Origin of the sequence: Amycolatopsis sp. GM8, from assembly GCF_021653975.1 — a bacterium.
GTDB lineage: Bacteria > Actinomycetota > Actinomycetes > Mycobacteriales > Pseudonocardiaceae > Amycolatopsis_E.
Genome location: NZ_JAJKFK010000008.1, coordinates 196,050 through 214,638, shown reverse-complemented (window position 1 = coordinate 214,638; position 18,589 = coordinate 196,050). Strand labels below are relative to the sequence as shown.

16 protein-coding genes are annotated in these 18,589 nt (G+C 66.3%); 2 read left to right on the top strand and 14 right to left on the bottom strand.

Annotated elements, in window-relative coordinates; translation table 11 throughout:
• Window positions 1–473: 473 nt before the first annotated feature.
• The 4 genes from LOZ83_RS32230 to LOZ83_RS32215 are packed head-to-tail and all read right to left on the bottom strand — an operon-like array spanning window position 474 to window position 5,373.
• Window positions 474–1,364, bottom strand: coding sequence for an alpha/beta fold hydrolase (locus LOZ83_RS32230; RefSeq protein WP_236795531.1), 891 nt, complete (start codon window positions 1,362–1,364; stop codon window positions 474–476).
• Window positions 1,364–2,497, bottom strand: coding sequence for a zinc-binding dehydrogenase (locus LOZ83_RS32225; RefSeq protein WP_236795530.1), 1,134 nt, complete (start codon window positions 2,495–2,497; stop codon window positions 1,364–1,366). Before LOZ83_RS32225 ends, LOZ83_RS32230 begins: the two co-directional genes overlap by 1 nt.
• Window positions 2,487–4,322, bottom strand: a complete 1,836-nt coding sequence (locus LOZ83_RS32220) for an NAD(P)/FAD-dependent oxidoreductase (protein WP_236795529.1) — start codon at window positions 4,320–4,322, stop codon at window positions 2,487–2,489. The genes LOZ83_RS32225 and LOZ83_RS32220 overlap by 11 nt, the downstream gene beginning before the upstream one ends.
• 13 nt (window positions 4,323–4,335) lie before the next feature.
• Window positions 4,336–5,373, bottom strand: a complete 1,038-nt coding sequence (locus LOZ83_RS32215) for an aldehyde reductase (RefSeq protein WP_236795528.1) — start codon at window positions 5,371–5,373, stop codon at window positions 4,336–4,338.
• Window positions 5,374–5,475: 102 nt separating this feature from the next.
• Here LOZ83_RS32215 and LOZ83_RS32210 point away from each other — a divergent pair, with 102 nt between their 5' ends.
• A complete protein-coding gene (locus LOZ83_RS32210; protein ID WP_236795527.1) occupies window positions 5,476–6,339 on the top strand; it encodes a helix-turn-helix domain-containing protein in 864 nt (287 codons plus the stop codon).
• Between the two features lie 27 nt (window positions 6,340–6,366).
• On the opposite strand, the gene LOZ83_RS32205 is transcribed toward LOZ83_RS32210, so the two are convergent.
• Genes LOZ83_RS32205 through LOZ83_RS32185 form a run of 5 tightly spaced genes read right to left on the bottom strand, consistent with a single transcriptional unit; the run spans window position 6,367 to window position 11,487 of the window.
• Window positions 6,367–6,771, bottom strand: a complete 405-nt coding sequence (locus tag LOZ83_RS32205; protein WP_236795526.1) for a Zn-ribbon domain-containing OB-fold protein — start codon at window positions 6,769–6,771, stop codon at window positions 6,367–6,369.
• A 23-nt stretch (window positions 6,772–6,794) separates the two neighbouring features.
• On the bottom strand, window positions 6,795–7,970 hold the full coding sequence (locus LOZ83_RS32200) for a thiolase family protein (protein ID WP_236795525.1): 1,176 nt from the start codon (window positions 7,968–7,970) through the stop codon (window positions 6,795–6,797).
• Window positions 7,967–10,087 (bottom strand): acetate--CoA ligase family protein, encoded by a 2,121-nt coding sequence (locus LOZ83_RS32195; protein WP_236795524.1) that lies wholly within the window; start codon window positions 10,085–10,087, stop codon window positions 7,967–7,969. Before LOZ83_RS32195 ends, LOZ83_RS32200 begins: the two co-directional genes overlap by 4 nt.
• A 50-nt stretch (window positions 10,088–10,137) precedes the next feature.
• The gene (locus LOZ83_RS32190) at window positions 10,138–10,944 is read right to left on the bottom strand and encodes an enoyl-CoA hydratase-related protein (protein ID WP_236795523.1); all 807 of its coding nucleotides are present in this window, start codon (window positions 10,942–10,944) and stop codon (window positions 10,138–10,140) included.
• 42 nt (window positions 10,945–10,986) lie between these two features.
• The gene (locus tag LOZ83_RS32185; RefSeq protein ID WP_236795522.1) at window positions 10,987–11,487 is read right to left on the bottom strand and encodes a VOC family protein; all 501 of its coding nucleotides are present in this window, start codon (window positions 11,485–11,487) and stop codon (window positions 10,987–10,989) included.
• Between the two features lie 657 nt (window positions 11,488–12,144).
• Between LOZ83_RS32185 and LOZ83_RS32180 the strand changes: the two genes are divergently transcribed.
• A complete protein-coding gene (locus tag LOZ83_RS32180; protein ID WP_236795521.1) occupies window positions 12,145–12,888 on the top strand; it encodes an IclR family transcriptional regulator in 744 nt (247 codons plus the stop codon).
• A 51-nt stretch (window positions 12,889–12,939) separates the two neighbouring features.
• On the opposite strand, the gene LOZ83_RS32175 is transcribed toward LOZ83_RS32180, so the two are convergent.
• The 5 genes from LOZ83_RS32175 to LOZ83_RS32155 are packed head-to-tail and all read right to left on the bottom strand — an operon-like array spanning window position 12,940 to window position 18,575.
• The gene (locus tag LOZ83_RS32175) at window positions 12,940–13,854 is read right to left on the bottom strand and encodes an NAD(P)-dependent oxidoreductase (protein WP_236795520.1); all 915 of its coding nucleotides are present in this window, start codon (window positions 13,852–13,854) and stop codon (window positions 12,940–12,942) included.
• A complete protein-coding gene (locus LOZ83_RS32170; RefSeq protein WP_236795519.1) occupies window positions 13,847–14,428 on the bottom strand; it encodes a VOC family protein in 582 nt (193 codons plus the stop codon). Before LOZ83_RS32170 ends, LOZ83_RS32175 begins: the two co-directional genes overlap by 8 nt.
• 6 nt (window positions 14,429–14,434) lie before the next feature.
• The gene (locus LOZ83_RS32165; protein ID WP_236795518.1) at window positions 14,435–15,916 is read right to left on the bottom strand and encodes an aldehyde dehydrogenase; all 1,482 of its coding nucleotides are present in this window, start codon (window positions 15,914–15,916) and stop codon (window positions 14,435–14,437) included.
• Window positions 15,913–17,427, bottom strand: a complete 1,515-nt coding sequence (locus LOZ83_RS32160) for an NAD(P)/FAD-dependent oxidoreductase (RefSeq protein WP_236795517.1) — start codon at window positions 17,425–17,427, stop codon at window positions 15,913–15,915. The genes LOZ83_RS32165 and LOZ83_RS32160 overlap by 4 nt, the downstream gene beginning before the upstream one ends.
• Window positions 17,388–18,575 carry an NAD(P)/FAD-dependent oxidoreductase gene (locus LOZ83_RS32155; RefSeq protein ID WP_236795516.1) on the bottom strand — a complete coding sequence of 396 codons (1,188 nt, stop codon included), beginning with the start codon at window positions 18,573–18,575 and terminating at the stop codon, window positions 17,388–17,390. The genes LOZ83_RS32160 and LOZ83_RS32155 overlap by 40 nt, the downstream gene beginning before the upstream one ends.
• Between the last annotated feature and the right edge of the window lie 14 nt (window positions 18,576–18,589).

The window sequence follows — 18,589 nt, the reverse complement described above, 5'->3', positions numbered from 1 at the left end:
TCGCACAGATACGGAGATCAAATCAAGGATCGAGTCGTGTACGGCACAATGGAATACTGATCTAGCAGACCTGCGCCGAGTTCGCGTTGGCCCCGGCGACCGTGTGGAAGGCCGGCGCGGCCCCGATCGACCTCGACGCGCGGCTGGTGCGGGCGGTTCGCGAGCGGCGCGGACCCTCCGCTGTCCCCCTCGCCGCCAGCACTCCGATCGTGGGGCTCGAACCATCGTGCACCGCTGTGCTCCGCCACGACGTGGTCGAACTGCTTCGCGACGGCGTACGCGCCGACGCCGCGGCCACCCGTGCCCTCGCCGAACTTTCTCGCGGAGACCACCGGCTGGATCCCGGCCTCCGCTGTCCGGCGTACGCGCCGTCGCCCAAGCACGTTGCCACCAGCATGCCGTGTGGAATCGCCTATGCCGCGAACGTCCGCTCGGCCGGCGATGGCCACACTCGAGCCGCAGCCGCCGCTATCTCACTGTCCTGCTCGACGGACTTCGCTGAGCGCCGAGTTCGCGTTGGCCGCCATCGCGGCGGTGATCTCCGCCCACAACTGGGGCGGTAGCTCGTGTCCCATGCCCGGGAACGTGAGCAGCCGGGCATCCGGCACGGCGGCGGCCGTGGCTTTGCCCCCGCTGAGAGTGATCAGCGGATCGTCCTCGCCGTGCACGACGAGGAACGGGATCCGCACACTGCCGAGGCCCTGCGTGCGGTCCGGTGAAGTGAGCACAGCCGCCAGCTGGCGGCTGAATCCCTCCGGACAGTAGGAGCGGTCGTACGCCGCGGCGGCCCGTTCGCGCAGCACGTCGTCGCTTACCGGGTAGCCCGGGGAGCCGATCGCGCGGCTGATCGCGACGGAGCGGGCGATCGCTTCCTCCCGGTCGGAACCGGGCGGAAGCAGCAGCGCGGCAGCGGCCTCGGCGGTCGGGGCGCCGACACCCGGGTCGCCGGTGGTGGACATGATGGAGCACGCGGACGCGACGAGCCGCGGGTAGCGGATCGCCAGCGCCTGCGTGATCATGCCGCCCATCGACATGCCGGCCACATGAGCTCGCTCGATCCCCAGCCGGGCCAGCAGCCCGGCCGCGTCGTCGGCCAGGTCGTCGATGGCATAGGCGACGGAGGAGACGTCACCGCTGAACACGGCGCTCAGGTCCGGCCGGCCTTCGAGCTTGGCCGACCGGCCGCTGTCGCGGTTGTCGAGGCGGATCACGAAGAAGCCGTGCCGGCGCAGGAGATCCACGAAACCGGGGTCCCAGACGGTGAGCTGGAGGCCGAGGCCCGGCACGAGCAGGAACGGCGGATCGGCGGGATCGCCGTCGGTCACGTATTCGATGTCGAGCCCGTTGACGCGCGCTTGGGGCATCAGGCTTCCTCCTTCTGGGGCGTGATGACGTGCTTCTCGCCAGTCGCCCGCCTCATGTAGGCACTGATCGCGTCCGCGGTGAGCGCGCCGGCCAGAGACAACTCGCCGGAGTAGCTGCTGGCGAACGTCGTCGTCAGCTCCGCCGCCACGCGGCCGCGCATCTTCGTCAGGTCTTCGGCGCCGACACTGGCCAGGAACGGCAGGAGCAACCAGCCGCCGATACTCCAGGCGAAACCGAAGTTCCTGGTGAGCACCATCGGGCTCGGGTCGAGACCGCCGTAGACGTACACCTGTTTGTGGACGCTCGATCCGTACGCCGAGAACGCGCCGGCCGTGGTGGCCACCACCTCCATGGCGGTGAGCACCTGGCTCGCCAGCTCCCCGCCGCCGGTAGCGTCGAAGGCCAGCGTCGCCGAGGTCGCCGTGATCGCGGCGACGAGGTCGTCCAGGAACGTGTCCGCCGACGAGTCACAGACGAACTCGGCCCCGATCGAGCGCAGCAGTTCGGCCTGTTCGGGCCGGCGGACGATCGAGACGAGCGGCACGTCGTCCTCGAGACAGAGCTTCACCAGCATCTGCCCGAGGTTGGAGGCGGCCGCGGTGTGGACGAGCCCGGCGTGGCCTTCCCGCCGCAGGGTGACCACCATGCCGAGGGCGGTGAGCGGGTTGACGAAGGCCGAAGCTCCTTGCCGCGCCGTCACCCCGTCGGGGAGCACCAGGCAGCCCGACACGTCGGCGACCCGGTACTGCGCGTAGGTGGCGCCCGCGAGCGCCACGGTCCGGCCCAGCAACGATTCCGCCCCCGCTCCGGTGGCGACCACGGTCCCGGCGCCCTCGCTGCCCATCGGCAGAGACACGCCGACACGGGCGGCGAGCCGCTGTCGCGTCGCTTCGGCCAGCGTCGTGGTGACGACGGGCCGGTCGGCGGTGCCGGTGAACGTCGCTCCGGTGATGTCCGTACCGGCCAGCAGCATGAGGTCCGACGGGTTGAGCGGCGCCGCCTCTATCCGCACGAGGACCTGGTTCTCGCCCAATGCGGGAACTGGCACCTCGGCCAGCGAGAGTTCGAGCGTGCCGGCCGCCGTGACGAGGCTGCGCAGTTCGAGCGCCTTCTCAGGAACATCAGGCCGCATCGGTGCTGTTCCCCTCCGGCTCGGAGCGGAACTCGAGCCCCTCGAACGTCCCCGAGTCCCGCCATTCCTCGATGTAGCGGAAATACCCCGCCGCGCCGGCCGGGTAGCGAGACTGGTTGCGCCGCTCCCGCAAACCGGTCGGGTGGCCTTCGTTGTTGTAGTAGCCGGGCGTGCAGTCCGGGTCGTAGATCACCGACGTGGCCGGATCGAGCAGGAGGCCGACCCACGCGGCCTGCGCGGCTGCCGTCGTCTCGACCCGCACCGCACCGGTGGCGCGCGCGTGGGCGATCACCGCGGCGGCGGTCGTGCCGGCCTCGACCAGGTTGTGGGTGACGTTGGAGATCAGGTTGGCGGCCTGGCCGGTCTGGATGACGAAAAGGTTCGGGAAGCCGTGCACGTGGATGCCGTGCAGGGTCACCATGCCCTCGGACCACGCCTCGGACAGGGCGACGCCGTCGCGGCCGACCGGGTCGAACCCCGACCGGCGCTCGTAGGGCGTGCCGAATTCGAAGCCCGAGGCCAGGATCAGGCAATCGAGCGGGTAGTGCTGCCCGCCCACCCAGGCCCCGGTGGCGTCGATCCGTTCCACGCCGCGGCCGTCGGTGTCGACCAGCTCTACGTTCGGGCGGTTGAACGCGTCGAGGTACTCGTCGTGAAAGCACGGCCGCTTGCACAGCTGCCGGTACCACGGTTTGAGCGCCTCGGCCGTGCCCGGGTCCCCGACCACGGCGTCGACCCGGGCGCGGATCTCGTCCATCTTGTCGTCGTCGGCGGCCTCGTACGCTTTGCGGAACACCTCCGGCGTCAGCTCGCCGGTGCCGGCGGCGAGCTGGTCGCGGATCCGGATGGCGATGTCGGTCCACCCGTCCATGACCAGATCCCGCTCGGCGAACCCGCCGCCCTGCAGCGTGGCGAAGTTCAGCAGCCACTCGCGCTGCCAGCCCGGGGCCAGCTCGCCGAACCAGGCGGGGTCGATCGGGCGGTTGCCCCGGACGTCGACCGAGGACGGCGTGCGCTGGAACACCCGGAGCGAGCCGGCGTCGCGGGCCAGCCGCGGGACGCACTGCACGGCGGTCGCCCCGGTGCCGATGATCCCCACTCGCTTGTCGGCCAGCCCGGTCATGGGCGCGCCGGCCGGGTTTCCGCCGGTGTAGTCGTAGTCCCACCGGCTGGTGTGGAAGATCTGGCCCGCGAAGGTCTCGATGCCCGGGATGCCCGGCAGCTTGGGCCGGTTCAGCGGGCCGGTGCCCAGGGTGACGAAGCGGGCCCGGAGCTCGTCGCCGCGGTCGGTGCGGACCAGCCACCGGCCGCGCTCCTCGTCCCAGCTCAGCTCGCGCACCACGGTCGAGCACAGGGCGCCGTCGTTCAGGCCGAACTTGTCGGCGATGCGGCGGGCGTGGGCGAGGATCTCCGGCCCCTCGACGTACTTGGCTGAGGGGATGTGCCCGGTTTCCTCCAGCAGCGGCAGGTACACCATGGCCGCGGTGTCACACATCGCGCCGGGATAGCGGTTCCAGTACCACACGCCGCCCAGGCCACCGCCGGACTCGACGATGCGGATGTCGGTGACCCCGGCCTGGACCAGGCGGGCGCCGGTGACCAGGCCGGCGAACCCGCCGCCGATGATCACGACCTCGACGTCGTCCACCACCGGTTCCCGGTCGACCGGGGGCGTGTGGGGGTCGGCGGTGAAGTGGCCGAAGCGGCCCACCGGTTCGAGGTACTGGTCGTTGCCGTCGGAGCGCACTCGCTTGTCCCGCTCGGCCCGGTATCTGGCCCGCAGATCGGGCCGGTGGACCTGATCGGCTGGCATTTCGTTTGTCACAAGGGCATCCATCTCACTTGGTCTTCACGAGGCCCTTGGCGACAAGGCTTTGCGCCGCGGCGACGATGGCCTCTTCGGGCCCGCGCGGCTGCCAGCCCAGCACCTTGCGGGCCTTGTCGTTGGACGTCTTGCGCGCGTAGCCGAGATCGGCCGCGATGCCTCGCATCTGCGCGGAGACCTTGGCGCCGGTCCGCACGACGAGGTCGGGGATGCTCCGGGTCGGGACGTTGGGGGCGGCCGCGCCGAGGCTCGACCTGATGAGGGCGCCGATCTCCTTCATCGGGACCGCCGGGCCGTTGGAGATCAGGAAGCGCTGTCCGGCGGCCTCCTGCGTCGTCATGGCCAGGATGTGCGCCGCCGCGACGTCACGCACGTCGACGATCGGGAAGAACAGGTTCGGGAAGCCGGGCATGTCGCCCTCGAGGATGCGCTGGATGATGTGGTTGGAGCCGGAGACGTCCTTGCCCATGATCGGCCCCATGACGGCGACCGGGAGCATCGTGACGAGCTCCGTCGAGCCGCCCTCGTCCCGGGCGAAGTCCCAGGCGGCGCGCTCGGCGAGGGTCTTGCTCACGCCATAGGCGTCGACGCCGGGGCCGTCGATGACGGTCCAGTCGGCCTCGGTGAAGACGTGGTCGTCGTGCGGGTGGCCCCACCCGACCGCGTGGAACGCGGAGGTCAGGACCACTCGGGTGACGCCGGCGTCGCGGGCGGCCCGCAGCACGCGCAGGGTGCCCTCGCGGGCCGGCACGATGAGCTCGTCGGGGTCGTCGACGTGTCCGGGTTGGACGGGAGAGGCGACGTGCAGGACGAAGTCCACGTCGGCGACCGCGTCGGCCCATCCGGCGTCGTCGGTGAGGTCGGCGGCGACGAAGCTCAACGCGTCGCCGTTGACCATGCCCGCCTCGGTGAGTACGGACCGCACGGCGGCCTCCCGGTGCAGCGACCGGACGGTGGCGCGGACGAGGTAACCCTGTTCGAGCAGTTGGAGAATGCAGTGGCCGGCGATGAATCCGGAGCCGCCGGTCACGAGGACGCGTTGCTGTGTCATGACAACCATGTTGCGCACGCGTGCGGGCCACAGCCAGAGTCCCCGTCTTCCTGGGGACGGCAGGACCAGGCACGATGCGGGCGCGCGATCTAGCGTGGAGGGGTGAGCGACGACAAGAATCTGCTGGGCCACTTCTTGCGTGCCCGTCGCGCGCTGGTCGCGCCGGAGCGCGTGGGGATCCCCGTCCAGGGCGTGCGGCGGGTGCCCGGCCTGCGCCGGGAAGAGGTCGCGATGCTCGCCGGCATCAGCGCCGACTACTACCTCCGCCTCGAACAGGGACGCGACCGCAAGCCCTCCACCCAGGTGCTCGAGTCGATCGCCCAGGCCCTGCAGCTGGATGAGGAGACGACCGCGTACCTGCTCGGCCTGGCCACCGACCGGCCACACCGCCGGCGCCGGGCGCCGCGCGAAACCGTGCCGTCCGGCATCGCCAAGCTCGTCGCGACCCTGCCGATCCCGGCGTTCGTCGAGGGCCGCTACCTCGACATCCTCGCCGCCAATCCGCTCGCCGCCGCGATCTCACCCCGGCTCGTCGTGGGCGCCAACCGGCTGCGGGACGTCTTCCTCGACCCGGGTGAGCAAGCCCTGATCCCGGACTGGGAACTGGCCACCAAGGGCTTGATCGCCGGCTTCCGCCAGTCCGTCGGCTCCGACATCGATGACCCGCGCTTCATCGAGCTCGTCGGGGAACTCTCGCTGGCCAGCCCGCGTTTCCGCCGCCTGTGGGCGCGCCACGACGTCGGTCCCATGCAGGCCGGGCTGATGCGCTTCGACCACCCGCAGGTGGGAATGCTGGTCGTGAACCGCGAAAAGCTCCTCGTCACCGGGACCGAGGGGATGATGCTCGTGATGTACCACGCGGATGCCGGCAGCGAGGACGCGGAGAAACTCGCCCTGCTGGCCTCCGCGGCCCTCCCCCCGGCGGCGGATGCCGACACCCGAGCCGTCCGGACACCCAAGGCGTGATCCAGGTAGGGGGATGCCCGCCCCGCGTCAGCCGGCGGTGGGCCGCTCCGTTGGCGAGCGCACGAAGATGGGGACCGGCTCACCCGATCCGATCCGGTCGAATTCGACTGCGACTCTCATCCCGTGGGACAATTCGTCCGAACCGAGTCCGGAGACGCGGCCGATAATCCACGGTCCCTCGTCAAGTTCCACGATGGCGACCACGGCCGTGAAATCCTTGGACAGAGCGGTGGCCGTCCACGTTTCGATGGTGCCCGTGCCCACCGCCTCGGTCACCGACAGCTCACCTGAACAACAGACGGTGCACGTATATTTTTCGAAATTGCACACGTGTCCACAGGCGTCACAACGCTTCACCAGCAGGATATCGCGAGCCGCGGCATCAAAGAATGGTGCCGACTGGATATCTCGGGTCAGCCCCTCGAAAGCCATTCGTTCGACCTCCTCACAATCGGTCACAAGGTTGCATGGGGACTCACGACCAGGGTGCTGTGATATTCCATCCAGCCGCCGTTGCCACTCACGATGATCGCGGAATTGTCGCCGACCTGACGTTCCCCGCCCTGGCCGCGCGCTTGGATGACGGCTTCGGAGATCGGTGTCATCCCCCACATGTAGTAGCCCGACAACTGGCCGCCGCCGGTGTTCACGGGGATGGTGCCGCCCGGGCCGATATTGCCATCCGCGACGAAAGCGCCGCCCTGCCCCTTCTCGCAGAACCCATAGTCTTCCAGGGTCAAGAGGGTCGTGATCGTGAAGCAGTCGTAGATCTCCGCGGCGGTGATGTCGCCGATGCCAATGCCGGCCATGTCGAGGGCCGCTCGGCCGGATGCTTTGGCGCCGGAGACGAGACCGAATTCGCTCGTCTTGTCTCCCACCCAACCCGGGTGCGATTGGCCCCATCCGTGGATGTAGACGGGCGGCTGGCGAGAATCCCGCGCGACCTCCTCCGACGTCACGATGATGGCGATCGCGCCGTTGTTCACCAAGCAGCAGTCCAGGACGCGCAACGGGTCGGCGATCATTCTGGACGCGTGGTGGTCGGCTATCGTCATCGGGTCCGTCTTGATGGCCCGCGGGTTGCGACTCGCCCATTCCCTTGTCTGAACCGCGACCGACGCCAATTGCTCGGAAGTCGTCCCGAAGTGGTTCATGTGCCGGCGTGCCGCGAGAGCATAGACGGATGGCGCGCCACGCAGTCCGGCCACGAAAGGGAGTGCCCGGAATCCGGTGCCCGCGCCGATGGACCGCGAGTAGCGCTCCCCTGAGCGCTCCTCCCGGACCAGTGGGGTGTCCGCGAACACGCACGCCACGGCGTTGGCCGCTCCCGATTTGATGGCGAGAGCGGCATATTGGACCATCGCACAGGCGGATGTCCCGAACTGCTGCATGGAGGAAAGGAGGCGAAGATCGTGCCGGCCGAGCGCGTCCGAGAGCCTGATCGTCAGGTCATTACTCACCCCTGGATTGACCAGGAGTCCGTCGATTTCCGAGACGGCGATACCCGAATCGGCACAGGCCAGGCGCACGGCTTCGAGGCCGAACTCCGTCGTGGACTTGTCGTAGATCCGGCCCATCTCGGTGATGCCCAGACCAGCGATTGCCCCGACGGGTGTATTGCTCCTGCTCACTTGCGCCACTCCACGACGCAATCCAATACCTCGACCCGCTCGCCGTCCACCAGAAGTGGGTTGACTTCGAGCGCTTCGAGGTCGGGGCCCAGGCCCAGTGCCACTTCGGTCAACCTGACGATCTGTTCGGTCAAGGCATCCATGTCGACAGGTTTCGTGCCTCGCGCCCCGCGCAGGAGCGACTCCCCTCGAAGGCTGCCCAGCAGCCGTTCGACTTTTTGACGTGTGACGGGCAGGGAGGCGAGGGCCGTATCGTCGAAGGCTTCGACCCAAATTCCGCCGAGGCCGACCGCGAGTAGCGGCCCCCATTGAGCATCCCTGACGACTCCCACCAGCAATTCGATCCTGTTCTTACGCATCGGTGAAACGAGGACCCCGTCCACCCGCGCGCCACTGACCAGGCTCGCCGCTCGCATGATGCTCCTGAACGCGGCACGCACATCCTCCGCACCGCGAACGTCCAACGCGACCGCGCCGACGTCACTCTTGTGCAGGATCTGGGGTGACACCGCCTTCAACACCACCGAATCGCCCATCCGGGCGGCTGCCGCGACCGCGGCGTCTTCGTCCCACACCAATTCAGCCGGAATGACGCTGACCCCCGCGGACGCGAGAACTACGCGTGACTCTTCCTCGGACCATTGTCCGCCGCGCCGAATCCCGGCGGGCAGGTCGATCGGCGCGACTACGGCGTCCTGGCCCTTCACGTCCACCGACGTCGAACTCCACGGGGCGAGATGCCCGAAGCTCCTCATCGCCTGATCAATTCCGGACATGGTCATCGAAAGACCATTGCGGGAAATCGCCTCGCGCGCATACGTGGTCAACGGCTGCTGCGCGAAGCTCACGTTCACCACGGGCACGGAAGATGCCCGCGTGCCCGCCGCGATCGCCGCCAATCGTGGTTCTTGTTCACGCGCTCTGGGAGAGTCCGACGACGGCACGTCGTGCAAGACCAGGACCGCACCGACGTTGTCGTCGTTGCCGACGGCTTCGATGGCCGTGGTGAACAGGCCCGGATCGGCGTGCGCCGCACCGGTCACATCGAGCGGGTTCTGGGTCGTTCCGTAGGAGGGCATCACAGCGGTGATGGCCGCTGCCGTCTCGGCGGAGAACTCCGGGATGAAGAGAGACTCGTCGTGTGCGCGGTCCGCGACGATGTCGCACGCGCCCCCGGAAAACGACACCACTCCGATTCCCGGTCGCTTCAGCCGACCGATGTTCGCCGCGACGCCGGCCGTGATCAGCATGTCCTCGACCGAGTCGACCTGGATCACGTTCAATTCCCGCAATACCGCACTTGTCGCCTTGCTGTCACCGACCAGCGCGCCCGTGTGCGCCTGGGCCGTGCGGGCGGCGAGCTCACTGCGACCGACTTTCAGAACCACAACCGGTTTGTCCGCCTCGGCCGCGCGCCGCGCCGCGCGCGCGAATCCCTGTGGGTCCCGAATCGACTCCAGGAACATCGCGATGCTCTTCGTGTTCGGATCATCCACCAGGTAGTCGAGGACGTGGCTGGCATTGATCACCGTCTCGTTGCCGAGTGTGAACATGTACGAGAGGTCCACGCCGGCGGCCTTGGCAAAAGCCGCCATGGCGCTGCAACTGCCGCCGCTCTGCGAAACGAGTGCGACCGTGCCACCCGAAATCGGCTCCGACGCCATCGCGCACACGGGAGCTCGATCGGCGAAGTTCACGAACCCCAGCATGTTCGGGCCCAGCAGGCTGATATCCAACCTCGAACACGCTTCGAAAAGCTCCTGCTCGGCGATACGACCTTCTTCGCCCGCCTCGCCGTACCCTGATGTCAGGAGCACCACGTTCCTGATGCCGGCAGCGGCGGCATCCTCCAGCGCGGCAACGCAGCTCTGCTGGGGCAGGATCATCATCGCGACATCGACCGGCGCCCCGATGTCGGAACAGGTCTTGAACGACTCCTTGCCATGGACGACCGCGCCTCTGCGGTTGACGAGGAAAGTCTTGTCCGCCAACCCGAACGACACGAGGTTGCGAAAGGCTCCCTTGGAGAACGCCGATTTGTCTGAAGCGCCGACGATCGCGACCGATCGCGGCGAGAACATTTCACGAAGCCTCTCGGGAGAAACGTCCGCTGGCATCAAGATCTTCCTTCTCGGTCAAAGGGTCGAGGGTCCATGGATTCGAGCAGCTACTCGCCGCTCCAGTTCGGCTTCCTTCCTTCGGCGAACGCGGCCGGCCCTTCTTTGTAGTCGCGGCTTCGCGTGAGGGCCAGTGCCTCGTCCTCGGTTCTGCACCAGGCCGCCTGCTCAGCGGCGATGTCGCCGTCCGCCATGCCCCTGGCGATCCGCTTGGTCGCCTGGACCGCCAGAGGCGCGTTCGCCGAAATTTCGTGCGCCATTTCGAGTGCGGCTGGCACGACCTGGTCGGCGGACACCACGCGGTTGATCAGCCCGGCGTCCATCGCTTCTGCGGCTGTGATGTCGCGTCCCGTCAAGAGGTACTCCATCGCTCGCTTCACCGGCATCTGTTGCACGGCCCGGAATGCGCCGCCGCCTCGCGCGAGCACCCCGCGCTTCACCTCAGGAAAGCCGAAAGTCGCGGTGTCCGACGCGACGACCAGGTCGCACGCCAGGACGATCTCGAACCCGCCGCCGAGAGCGTATCCGTTGACCGCGGCGATCACCGGCTTCGAGATCGCGTGTTTCGTGAAGCAGGCGAATCCCCAGGACGCATACGGTTGGCCGGCCGGGGTCAGCGCCTGCCCACGAGAAAGGGCTTTGAGATCGGCTCCCGCGCAGAAGGCATCCGGGCCGGCCCCGGTAATGACGACTGCCCGAACGTCCCGGTCACCGTCTGCGGATTGAAGGGCATCACCGATCGCTCGGGCTGTCTCCGCATTGATCGAATTCCGCGCGGCCGGCCGGTCGATCGTCATCAGGAGGACGTGCCGCGACCGCTCGGTAACCAGGCCACCCGCATGGTCATGATGGTTCATCCGCGATTCCACCTCTCAGCCTGGCCGCACTCGGTCCGATCTTCAGCTCGCCACGAGGCGTGCCTTCTTCTTGTTCCAGGACTCCAGCTCCCCGTGAGCCGCGGCCGCGGCACTTTCGAGGTATCCCGGCTCCTCGGTGCGGATGGTGAGTTCCAGCCGCAAACCGTTCGGGTCGAAGAAGTAGATCGACTTGATGAAGCCATGGTCGACGAGCTCGGTCGTCTCGACGCCGGCCTTTCGGAGGCGATCCTGCAAGACGACGAGTTGATCCAGGTCGTCGACTTCGAGCGCCAGGTGTTGCACCCACCTCGGGGTGTTCTCCGAAGGCAGCGGCGCTTCGTTCGTTCCCAGGTCGAAGAAGGCGACATAAGAGCCATCGCCCATCTGGAAGAAGATGTGCGCGTAAGGCTTCTCTTCGCCCGTGCTCGGAACGATGTCCGACTGCATGCAGTTCACGAGGGCGAGCCCGAGAATCCCTTCATAGAATTTCCGGGTCTCTTCCGCGTCCCGGCATGGATAAGCAAAGTGGTAGAGCTTCCGCACTTTCGCTGATCGTTCCATCCTCCGTCATTTCCTTTCCCCATCGCCCGGTACCGCCGCCTGCCGGCGACGGTCAATGCGTGTGTGCCCGGGTCCGGCTCCCGTCGGCGCCTCGGACCCAGGCCGGCCAGCCTGCCCGGTCAGCCCTTGACCTCGCGACACTCAAGCGTGCTGGAGAATGTTCGATTATCGGACGCGATGTCCGCAATATTACCATGCGCATCTCAGACGCTGTCAACGCAATCGTGGGCTCGCGAGGCGTCGACGCTGCCCCGGGATCGACGTCCCTACGCCGATCTGGCGGGCGTCGCGTCCTGTCACAGAGCCCCGCACAGGCGAACAACCTCGGCGCGGGCAACGCTTTCTGGAGCCACTGCGTCCTCGACGCCGTGACGGCTTGGATCCGGTGTTCGTCAGACCTGCCCCAGGCCCCCACCAACCTGTGTGGCGCCCCCGCGCACTACCATTCCGGAGGTACTCTTGCACAGTGCGGCCATGGCTGATCGTAAGGACTGAATTCGCTCGAGTTGGCCGGGGCACTGGTACAGATCGTCCATGAGAGCGGCGCGTGTGAGCACGCACCTGCTTGTCATACACAACTGTTAGGAAGGTCACCGGCATGCAGCAACCCCATGGTTCGAAGCGGGGGAACGAGCCGTCATGACAGCGGTTGCGAAAACAGCGCAAAATGCCATCCTCATCCTGAAACAGCTCGCCGAGTCCGGGCCGGCAACCGCGGCGAGGTTGTCAGAATTGCTCGAACTGAATCGAACCGTCATCCATCGGCTCTTGGTGACCCTGGAAAAGCACGGACTCGTGCAATGCACGGGCAGTACCTACCGGCTGGGGTTCGGCCTTCTCCCGTTGGCCGACTCCGTCGAGATCAACGTGCGATCGGCCGCACAGCCCGAACTTCAGCGCCTGGCCGACGAACTCCACGAGAGCACAGTGCTCATGCTCGCGGACGGGATAGACGGGGTACACGTCGATCAGAACTTCTCGATGCAGGAAATCGGTCCCCAGGTGAGGTTTCCCGCCGGTTATCGCAGTCCGCTCACCGCCGCTGGACACGGCCGCGCCATCCTGGCCTTTTCCGACGACTGGGTGGTGTCGAAGAGCCTCGGGCAACTTCCGAAGACCGAGCGTGCCCGCATCAGCTCCCTGCTCGACGAGGCCAGGGAGCAAGGCTATGCCGAATCGACGGACGAACTGCGCGCCGGATTCTCCGGTCTCGCTGTTCCGATACGTGACCCCAACGGACTGGCCATCGCCAGTATCGGAATCGTCAGCCCCTCGGCCCGGTATCCGGATTCGTCAACAACCATCCGCGAAGTCAAGGAATCCGCGCGCCGGATCGAGCGCCGTCTCTTCGACGACGAGACCTTCGGGGTTGACCGCCCCTAGGTCAGACGACTGCTTCTCGGTAGACGGCGGTGAGCCCGTGGTGGTGGGTGATCACACTGGGGCATCACCGCCGTTCTGGGAGGCCCACGACTTGTAGGCATACGTATGATCGACATCGCCGCCGTATTCGGCGATGGCCGATGCCATCCGGTCGTAGACGAGGCCGGCAATAGGCGCCTCGACGCTCGCCGACTCGGCGAGGTCCCGTGCGATCTTCACGTCCTTTGTGAACAGTCCCAGCGAGAAGGTCTTCCGGAAGGAACCGTCGATGATCTTGGGCACTGAACGCGACGCTGCGTCATTCTGCCCGGTCGAGACGCTGAGAATGTCGAGCATCGTCTCGAGCTCCAACCCGAGCTTCTGACCGAGGATCAGTCCCTCACACGTCGCGGCGAAACAGGCCGCAGAGACCGCGTTGTTGATGGACTTCATGGCGTGGCCCCGTCCGAGCGCGCCAAGGACAACGATCTTGCTGCTCATGACGGCTAGAAGGACCTGCGCGCGGCGAACGGCGTCCTGGTCGTCGCCGCCAAGCATGAACACCAAGTCGCCTTCGATGGCTCCGCGGTGCCCGCCAGAGACGCCGCAGTCCACCAAGGCGACTCCATGCTTCTGCTCGATCTCCCCCAGCTCTTTGGTCAGCCACGGCGGTGACGAGGTCGTGTCAATGTGCAGGGTGCCCGGGCTGAGGGCCGCCAATAGACCCTCGCCCTCACTCGGTGCCAGCACGTCACGGACGACGTCTCCCGTGGGGAGCATGGTCCAAATGACCGAGGCGCGGGCCAGGTCGGCGAGTTCCGGCGGCTCAGTCCCTCTTTCCGCCGCGAACGCCTTGGTACGCTCCAGGTTCGCGTCGAAGCCGAGCACCTCGTAACCCGACTTCGCCAAATGCGAAGCCATGTTCCAGCCCATGTTGCCGAGACCGATGAACCCGATCACCCGGTCACCCGGCGTTTGATCACTCACGCGAAATTCCTTCCGTTCCGCCTGGGGAAGAGCCCTGCTTCTTGGTCCACGCGACATAGCCACTCTCCACCCGGCCGGACGCGCCGAACCGCCGCACAGATTCGCGTAGTGAGTCGATCAATTGATCAGGGTCGCCGTCCAGATCGATGTATTCGATAAACGGCTGGCGAGCTTCGAGTCCGGTCTGCCAGTAGACTTCACAGCGATTTCCCTCGGGATCGAAAAAATAGATGCCGAGCGCGTTCCCGTGCGAGACGACCATGTCGAGTTCGACGCCGGCGTGCTGGAACCGCCTGAAGAAGCGAACGAGGTCCTCGAACGTGTCACAACGCCAGGAAAGCTGCTGGATCAGTCGCGCGCCGGCGTCGACATCCCGGCCACGGGCGAGCAACAACTCATGATGCTCGACCTTCGGGCGCGCCGAGAGGAAATAGTTCCCCAGTTCGTCGTCGCGGTCGGTGACAGTCAGCCCGAGCACCTCCGTGTAGAAGGCAAGTTGCCGCTCCACATCGTGGCATCTGATGCCGACATGCCCCAGCTCGCTGACCCGGGGCGGCGCGCCACTCGTTTCCATGATGTCTCAGACCTCACCGAGCGAAATCATCACTGATTTCAGTTCGGTGTACTCCTGAACGCCTTGCAGCCCCGACTCACGACCCCATCCTGATTCCTTGTAGCCACCGAACGGGAGCGCCGGATCCAGCCCGCCACCGTTTATTCTCACGGTCCCGGCCTTCAAGCGACGGGCGATTCGATGCGCCTTGCCGAGGTCTCGAGTCCACACCGACGCACCCAGGCCATAGTTCGTCGCATTCGCCTCGGCCACGATGTCATCGAGGTCGTCACCGGTCACCGACATCGCACACAGGACGGGGCCGAAGATTTCCTCTCGCGCGACCCGCATTTCGGTGCGCGTTCCGGACAGCACCGTTGGCTCGATGAAGTAACCGTCACGCTCCAGGACCTTGCCACCCACCCGGATGTCGGCGCCTTCGGAAAGGCCGATATCGACGTAGCCGGCGACGCGGTCCAACTGGACCTGTGAGATGAGCGGACCCATCTGCGTCTCTTCGGAGAACGCCTGACCAACCCGAAGTTGTGCCGCGTACTCCGCGACGCCTTCCACAACGCGGTCGAACACCGCGCTCTCGGCGAAGAGGCGCGACCCCGCGTTGCACGCTTGGCCGGTGTTCGCGAATATTCCCTGTGCCACGAGGGGTGTCGCCCGATCGAGATCGGCGTCGCTCAGGACGATGACCGGCGATTTTCCGCCCAGCTCGAGCGAGACGCGCTTGAAGCTGTCGGCTGCCTGCCGGACGATGTGCCGGCCGACCTCCGTCGATCCCGTGAACGCCACCTTGTCGATGCCGGGGTGTCTGACCATCGCGTCGCCCAGCTCCGGCCCGGTACCCGTCAGCACGTTCAAAGCGCCCGCGGGCAGGCCGGCCTCGAGTGAGAGTTCAGCGAGCCGCAATGCCGTGAGCGGCGTCTCCTCCGCCGGCTTCAGCACGACCGAGCAACCGGCAGCCAGAGCCGGAGCGACCTTGGCCGAGGCGATCATCAGCGGCGCGTTCCACGGGACTATGGCAGCCACGACGCCAACCGGCTCGTGGACGGTGTAGGCGTGCCACTCTCCGGGTCTGGAGACGCCGATCGTTTCGCCGTTCAGCTTGGTGGCCCAACCGGCACAGTAATGGAATGAGCTTGCCGCATTCAGGACGTCGAAGAATCGCGAATCACGAAGGGGCTTGCCGGTGTCCAGCGATTCCAGGGCCGCGAGCTCATCAGCATGCTCGACCATGAGATCACCGAGGCGCCAGATCACCTTTTGGCGGTCGGCGGGGGTAAGCCGGGACCACTCTCCGCCATCGACCGCTTGACGCGCCGCCCGAACTGCCGAGTCCAACTCGCTGCTGCCGGCGGCGGGAACCTTCGACAGATGCAGTCCGGTCGAAGGATCGTGGGTTTCCAAGGTCTTGCCCTCGGGCCCGTCAACCCATCGGCCACCTAGGTACAGACGATGTTCGCGCCCGGCAAACGTCCGGGCCTCTTCGAGCATCATGACGTCGCTCCTCGGTCGAGGCGGCTGGACAGTCGCCACAGAAGTTTGGACAGTGCCCAGTAGTGCCACGTCGTCAGCGGCCACTGCGTCACCACCCGCCCAGAACGCGATCTGAAATAGTTGTTCGTGGTGTCGAAGACTTTTCCGGAGAGCTTCTTCTGGAGCCATACGTTGTACCGCTCGTAATACGAGCGGCGCGTCTCCACCGCCGCGGCGTGATGCCGGAGCACCAGTTTGATGCTGCGTGCGGCGAACTTCGCCTGCTGTTCGAGGAGGTAGACCACGACGGCACCATTGGTGTTCGGTCCGTACATCGTGAAGAAGTTCGGGAAGCCCGGCACCGTGATCCCCAGGAACGCCATCGGCTCGTCCCCCCATTCTTCTTGCAGGGAACGCCCTCCACGGCCGAACACCGGCAACTGTGACAGGATCTGCGCGGGGCGGAAGCCGGTCGCCAGCACCAGTACGTCAATATCCCGCTTGGTGCCGTTCGCATCGTAGACGCCGGATTCGTCCACGCTCGCGACAGCCGACGGCACGAGCTCGACATTGTCGCGGGTGAGCGCCTTGTAGAAGTTGCTGTCCATCACGGGCCGCTTGCCCCAGTACGGGTAGGTAGGGGTGACCAGCTTCTGCAAGTCCGGTCTGCCGGGGAAAGCTTCCTCGATATAATTCATGCATCGGGCAACGGCCGCCTCGTTGGCGGGCGAATTCGGCACGTAGATGTCGCCGCCCTTCGCGTCCCGTGCCACTTTCAAGAACGCCTTCCACCGCCGCAGCCGATAAGGCCACGGCTTGCTCAATTTCGCCCGTTGATCGTCACCGAACACCTCGATCGTCTTCGGCAGTATCCAGCCGGGCTCTCGCTGGAACACATACAGCTTGCCCGCGACGGCGGCGACCCTGGAGACCACCTGCGCGCCGGTCGATCCGGTTCCGACCACGGCGACCTTCTTGCCGTCGAGCCGGCATTCGGTGTCCCAGCGTGAGGTGTGGAAAACGTCGCCCTGGAAATCGTTCAGGCCTGGCCAGTCCGGGTATCGGGGGACGTTCAGAAGTCCGACCGCGCTGACCACGAAGTCGAATTCCTCCTCACCCGCGGAGGTCTTCACCAGCCACACCGAATGCTCGTCACTCCAGCGGATCGCGTCCACCTTCGTCCCGAACCTGAAGTGGCTTCTGATGTGCCAGGAATCAATGGTCTCTTCCAGGTACCCCTGTACCTCGGGCTGCGCGGCGTGACTTCGAGACCATTCGTGTCGCTGGAACGAAAAGGAGTAGACATGAGACTGGGTGTCCACCTCGGCGCCCGGATATCGACTGTCCCACCACACTCCGCCCGGACCGTCCGATTTCTCGAAGACGACGAAGTCGGTCAGACCGTGGCGCTTGAACGTGACCGCGGCGGCGATGCCGGCGAACCCCGCCCCCACGATGGCGATGCGCGCTTTGGTTCCGTTGTCGTTCCTTCTCATCGCACAGCCGCAAGCATGCTGGACTGCAGCAGCCACTTATGCCTTTTCGCCGGGTCGGAGGCCAAGGACTGCAATGCCAGGGCGTTCGCACGTCGCACGTCGTCGTCCTTTTCCGTCATCTCGCGTGTATTGCGATCCGTGATCGCGCGAACGGTGTCGAGCGCGACCTGGCGCCGATGGGCGGCGACCTGGGTCAGTGCTTCGTCATCGCCGTCGCTGATGGCCGCAACGACAGCCGGCGCGATCTGCATCGCGTCATGGATGCCGCTGTTCATGCCCAGGCCACCAACGGGGCTGTTGATGTGCCCGGCGTCGCCCGCGAGCAGTACCCGCCCCACCCGGAATCGAGCCGCGACGCGTTGATGGACCGAGTAGTACTGGACGCTGGAGACGGGCACTTCAGCGGGTCCTTCGTCGCCGATCAGCGTCTTCAATCGCTGCTGGATCGCCGCCCTGTCGGCCAACATGTCATCGGAGACGTCGTCCGACACGCTGAACATGACGCGCCAGACGTCCGGGATCCTCAGGAGCATGACCGGCTCGACCGGGTCCCAGATGTAGTTGACCAGGGCGAGGTCGGGGAACCGCTTTTCAAAGGGGTAGCTCGAACTCAGGATCAGAAACCGGACGGGGTAGGTGTGTCCCTCCAGTTCGAGCCCGAGTGATCGCCGCACCGCGCTCTTGGCCCCGTCCGCGCCGATCACGTACTGGGCCACCCTGGTCACTTCAGTGCCGTCAGCCGCGACCGATGCCACCTGGACTCCGTCGGAGATCTCGGCGACGGACGACACGCGCTCACTCCACTGAATCGTGAAGAGGGGGTGGTCGCTGAGATTACGCAGGAGGATCTGCGAGTACTTGTACTGCTCGAATTGCAGGCGGAACGGATATTTCGTGTCACTGCCGAGTTCCCTGAGGTCGAATTCGGCAATCAGTCCGCGCGAACGGTCGCGGACCTGGTACTTGTCCGCGATCAGGCCCCGTTCGAGCATTTCACCGACGATCCCGAATTCTTCGAGCATCTCGAGCGTGGGCGGGTGAAATGTCGAGGCACGCCAGTCGGTGCTCAACGCGGCGCCGGCTTCGATCATGGTGACGGAGACTCCGCGCGCGACCAGGGCCGTCGCAAGGGTCAACCCGACCGGTCCGGCACCGACCACGATCACGTCATTCGCGCGCTGCACAACGACCTCGCTCT

What these genes read in the sequence shown, in the direction of transcription:
- LOZ83_RS32230 (WP_236795531.1), bottom strand. Translation starts at nt 1,364, where the DNA reads ATGCCCCAAGCGCGCGTCAACGGGCTCGACATCGAATACGTGACCGAC.
- LOZ83_RS32225 (WP_236795530.1), bottom strand. Translation starts at nt 2,497, where the DNA reads ATGCGGCCTGATGTTCCTGAGAAGGCGCTCGAACTGCGCAGCCTCGTC.
- LOZ83_RS32215 (WP_236795528.1), bottom strand. Translation starts at nt 5,373, where the DNA reads ATGACACAGCAACGCGTCCTCGTGACCGGCGGCTCCGGATTCATCGCC.
- LOZ83_RS32205 (WP_236795526.1), bottom strand. Translation starts at nt 6,771, where the DNA reads ATGGCTTTCGAGGGGCTGACCCGAGATATCCAGTCGGCACCATTCTTT.
- LOZ83_RS32195 (WP_236795524.1), bottom strand. Translation starts at nt 10,087, where the DNA reads ATGCCAGCGGACGTTTCTCCCGAGAGGCTTCGTGAAATGTTCTCGCCG.
- LOZ83_RS32190 (WP_236795523.1), bottom strand. Translation starts at nt 10,944, where the DNA reads ATGAACCATCATGACCATGCGGGTGGCCTGGTTACCGAGCGGTCGCGG.
- LOZ83_RS32180 (WP_236795521.1), top strand. Translation starts at nt 12,145, where the DNA reads ATGACAGCGGTTGCGAAAACAGCGCAAAATGCCATCCTCATCCTGAAA.
- LOZ83_RS32170 (WP_236795519.1), bottom strand. Translation starts at nt 14,428, where the DNA reads ATGGAAACGAGTGGCGCGCCGCCCCGGGTCAGCGAGCTGGGGCATGTC.
- LOZ83_RS32165 (WP_236795518.1), bottom strand. Translation starts at nt 15,916, where the DNA reads ATGATGCTCGAAGAGGCCCGGACGTTTGCCGGGCGCGAACATCGTCTG.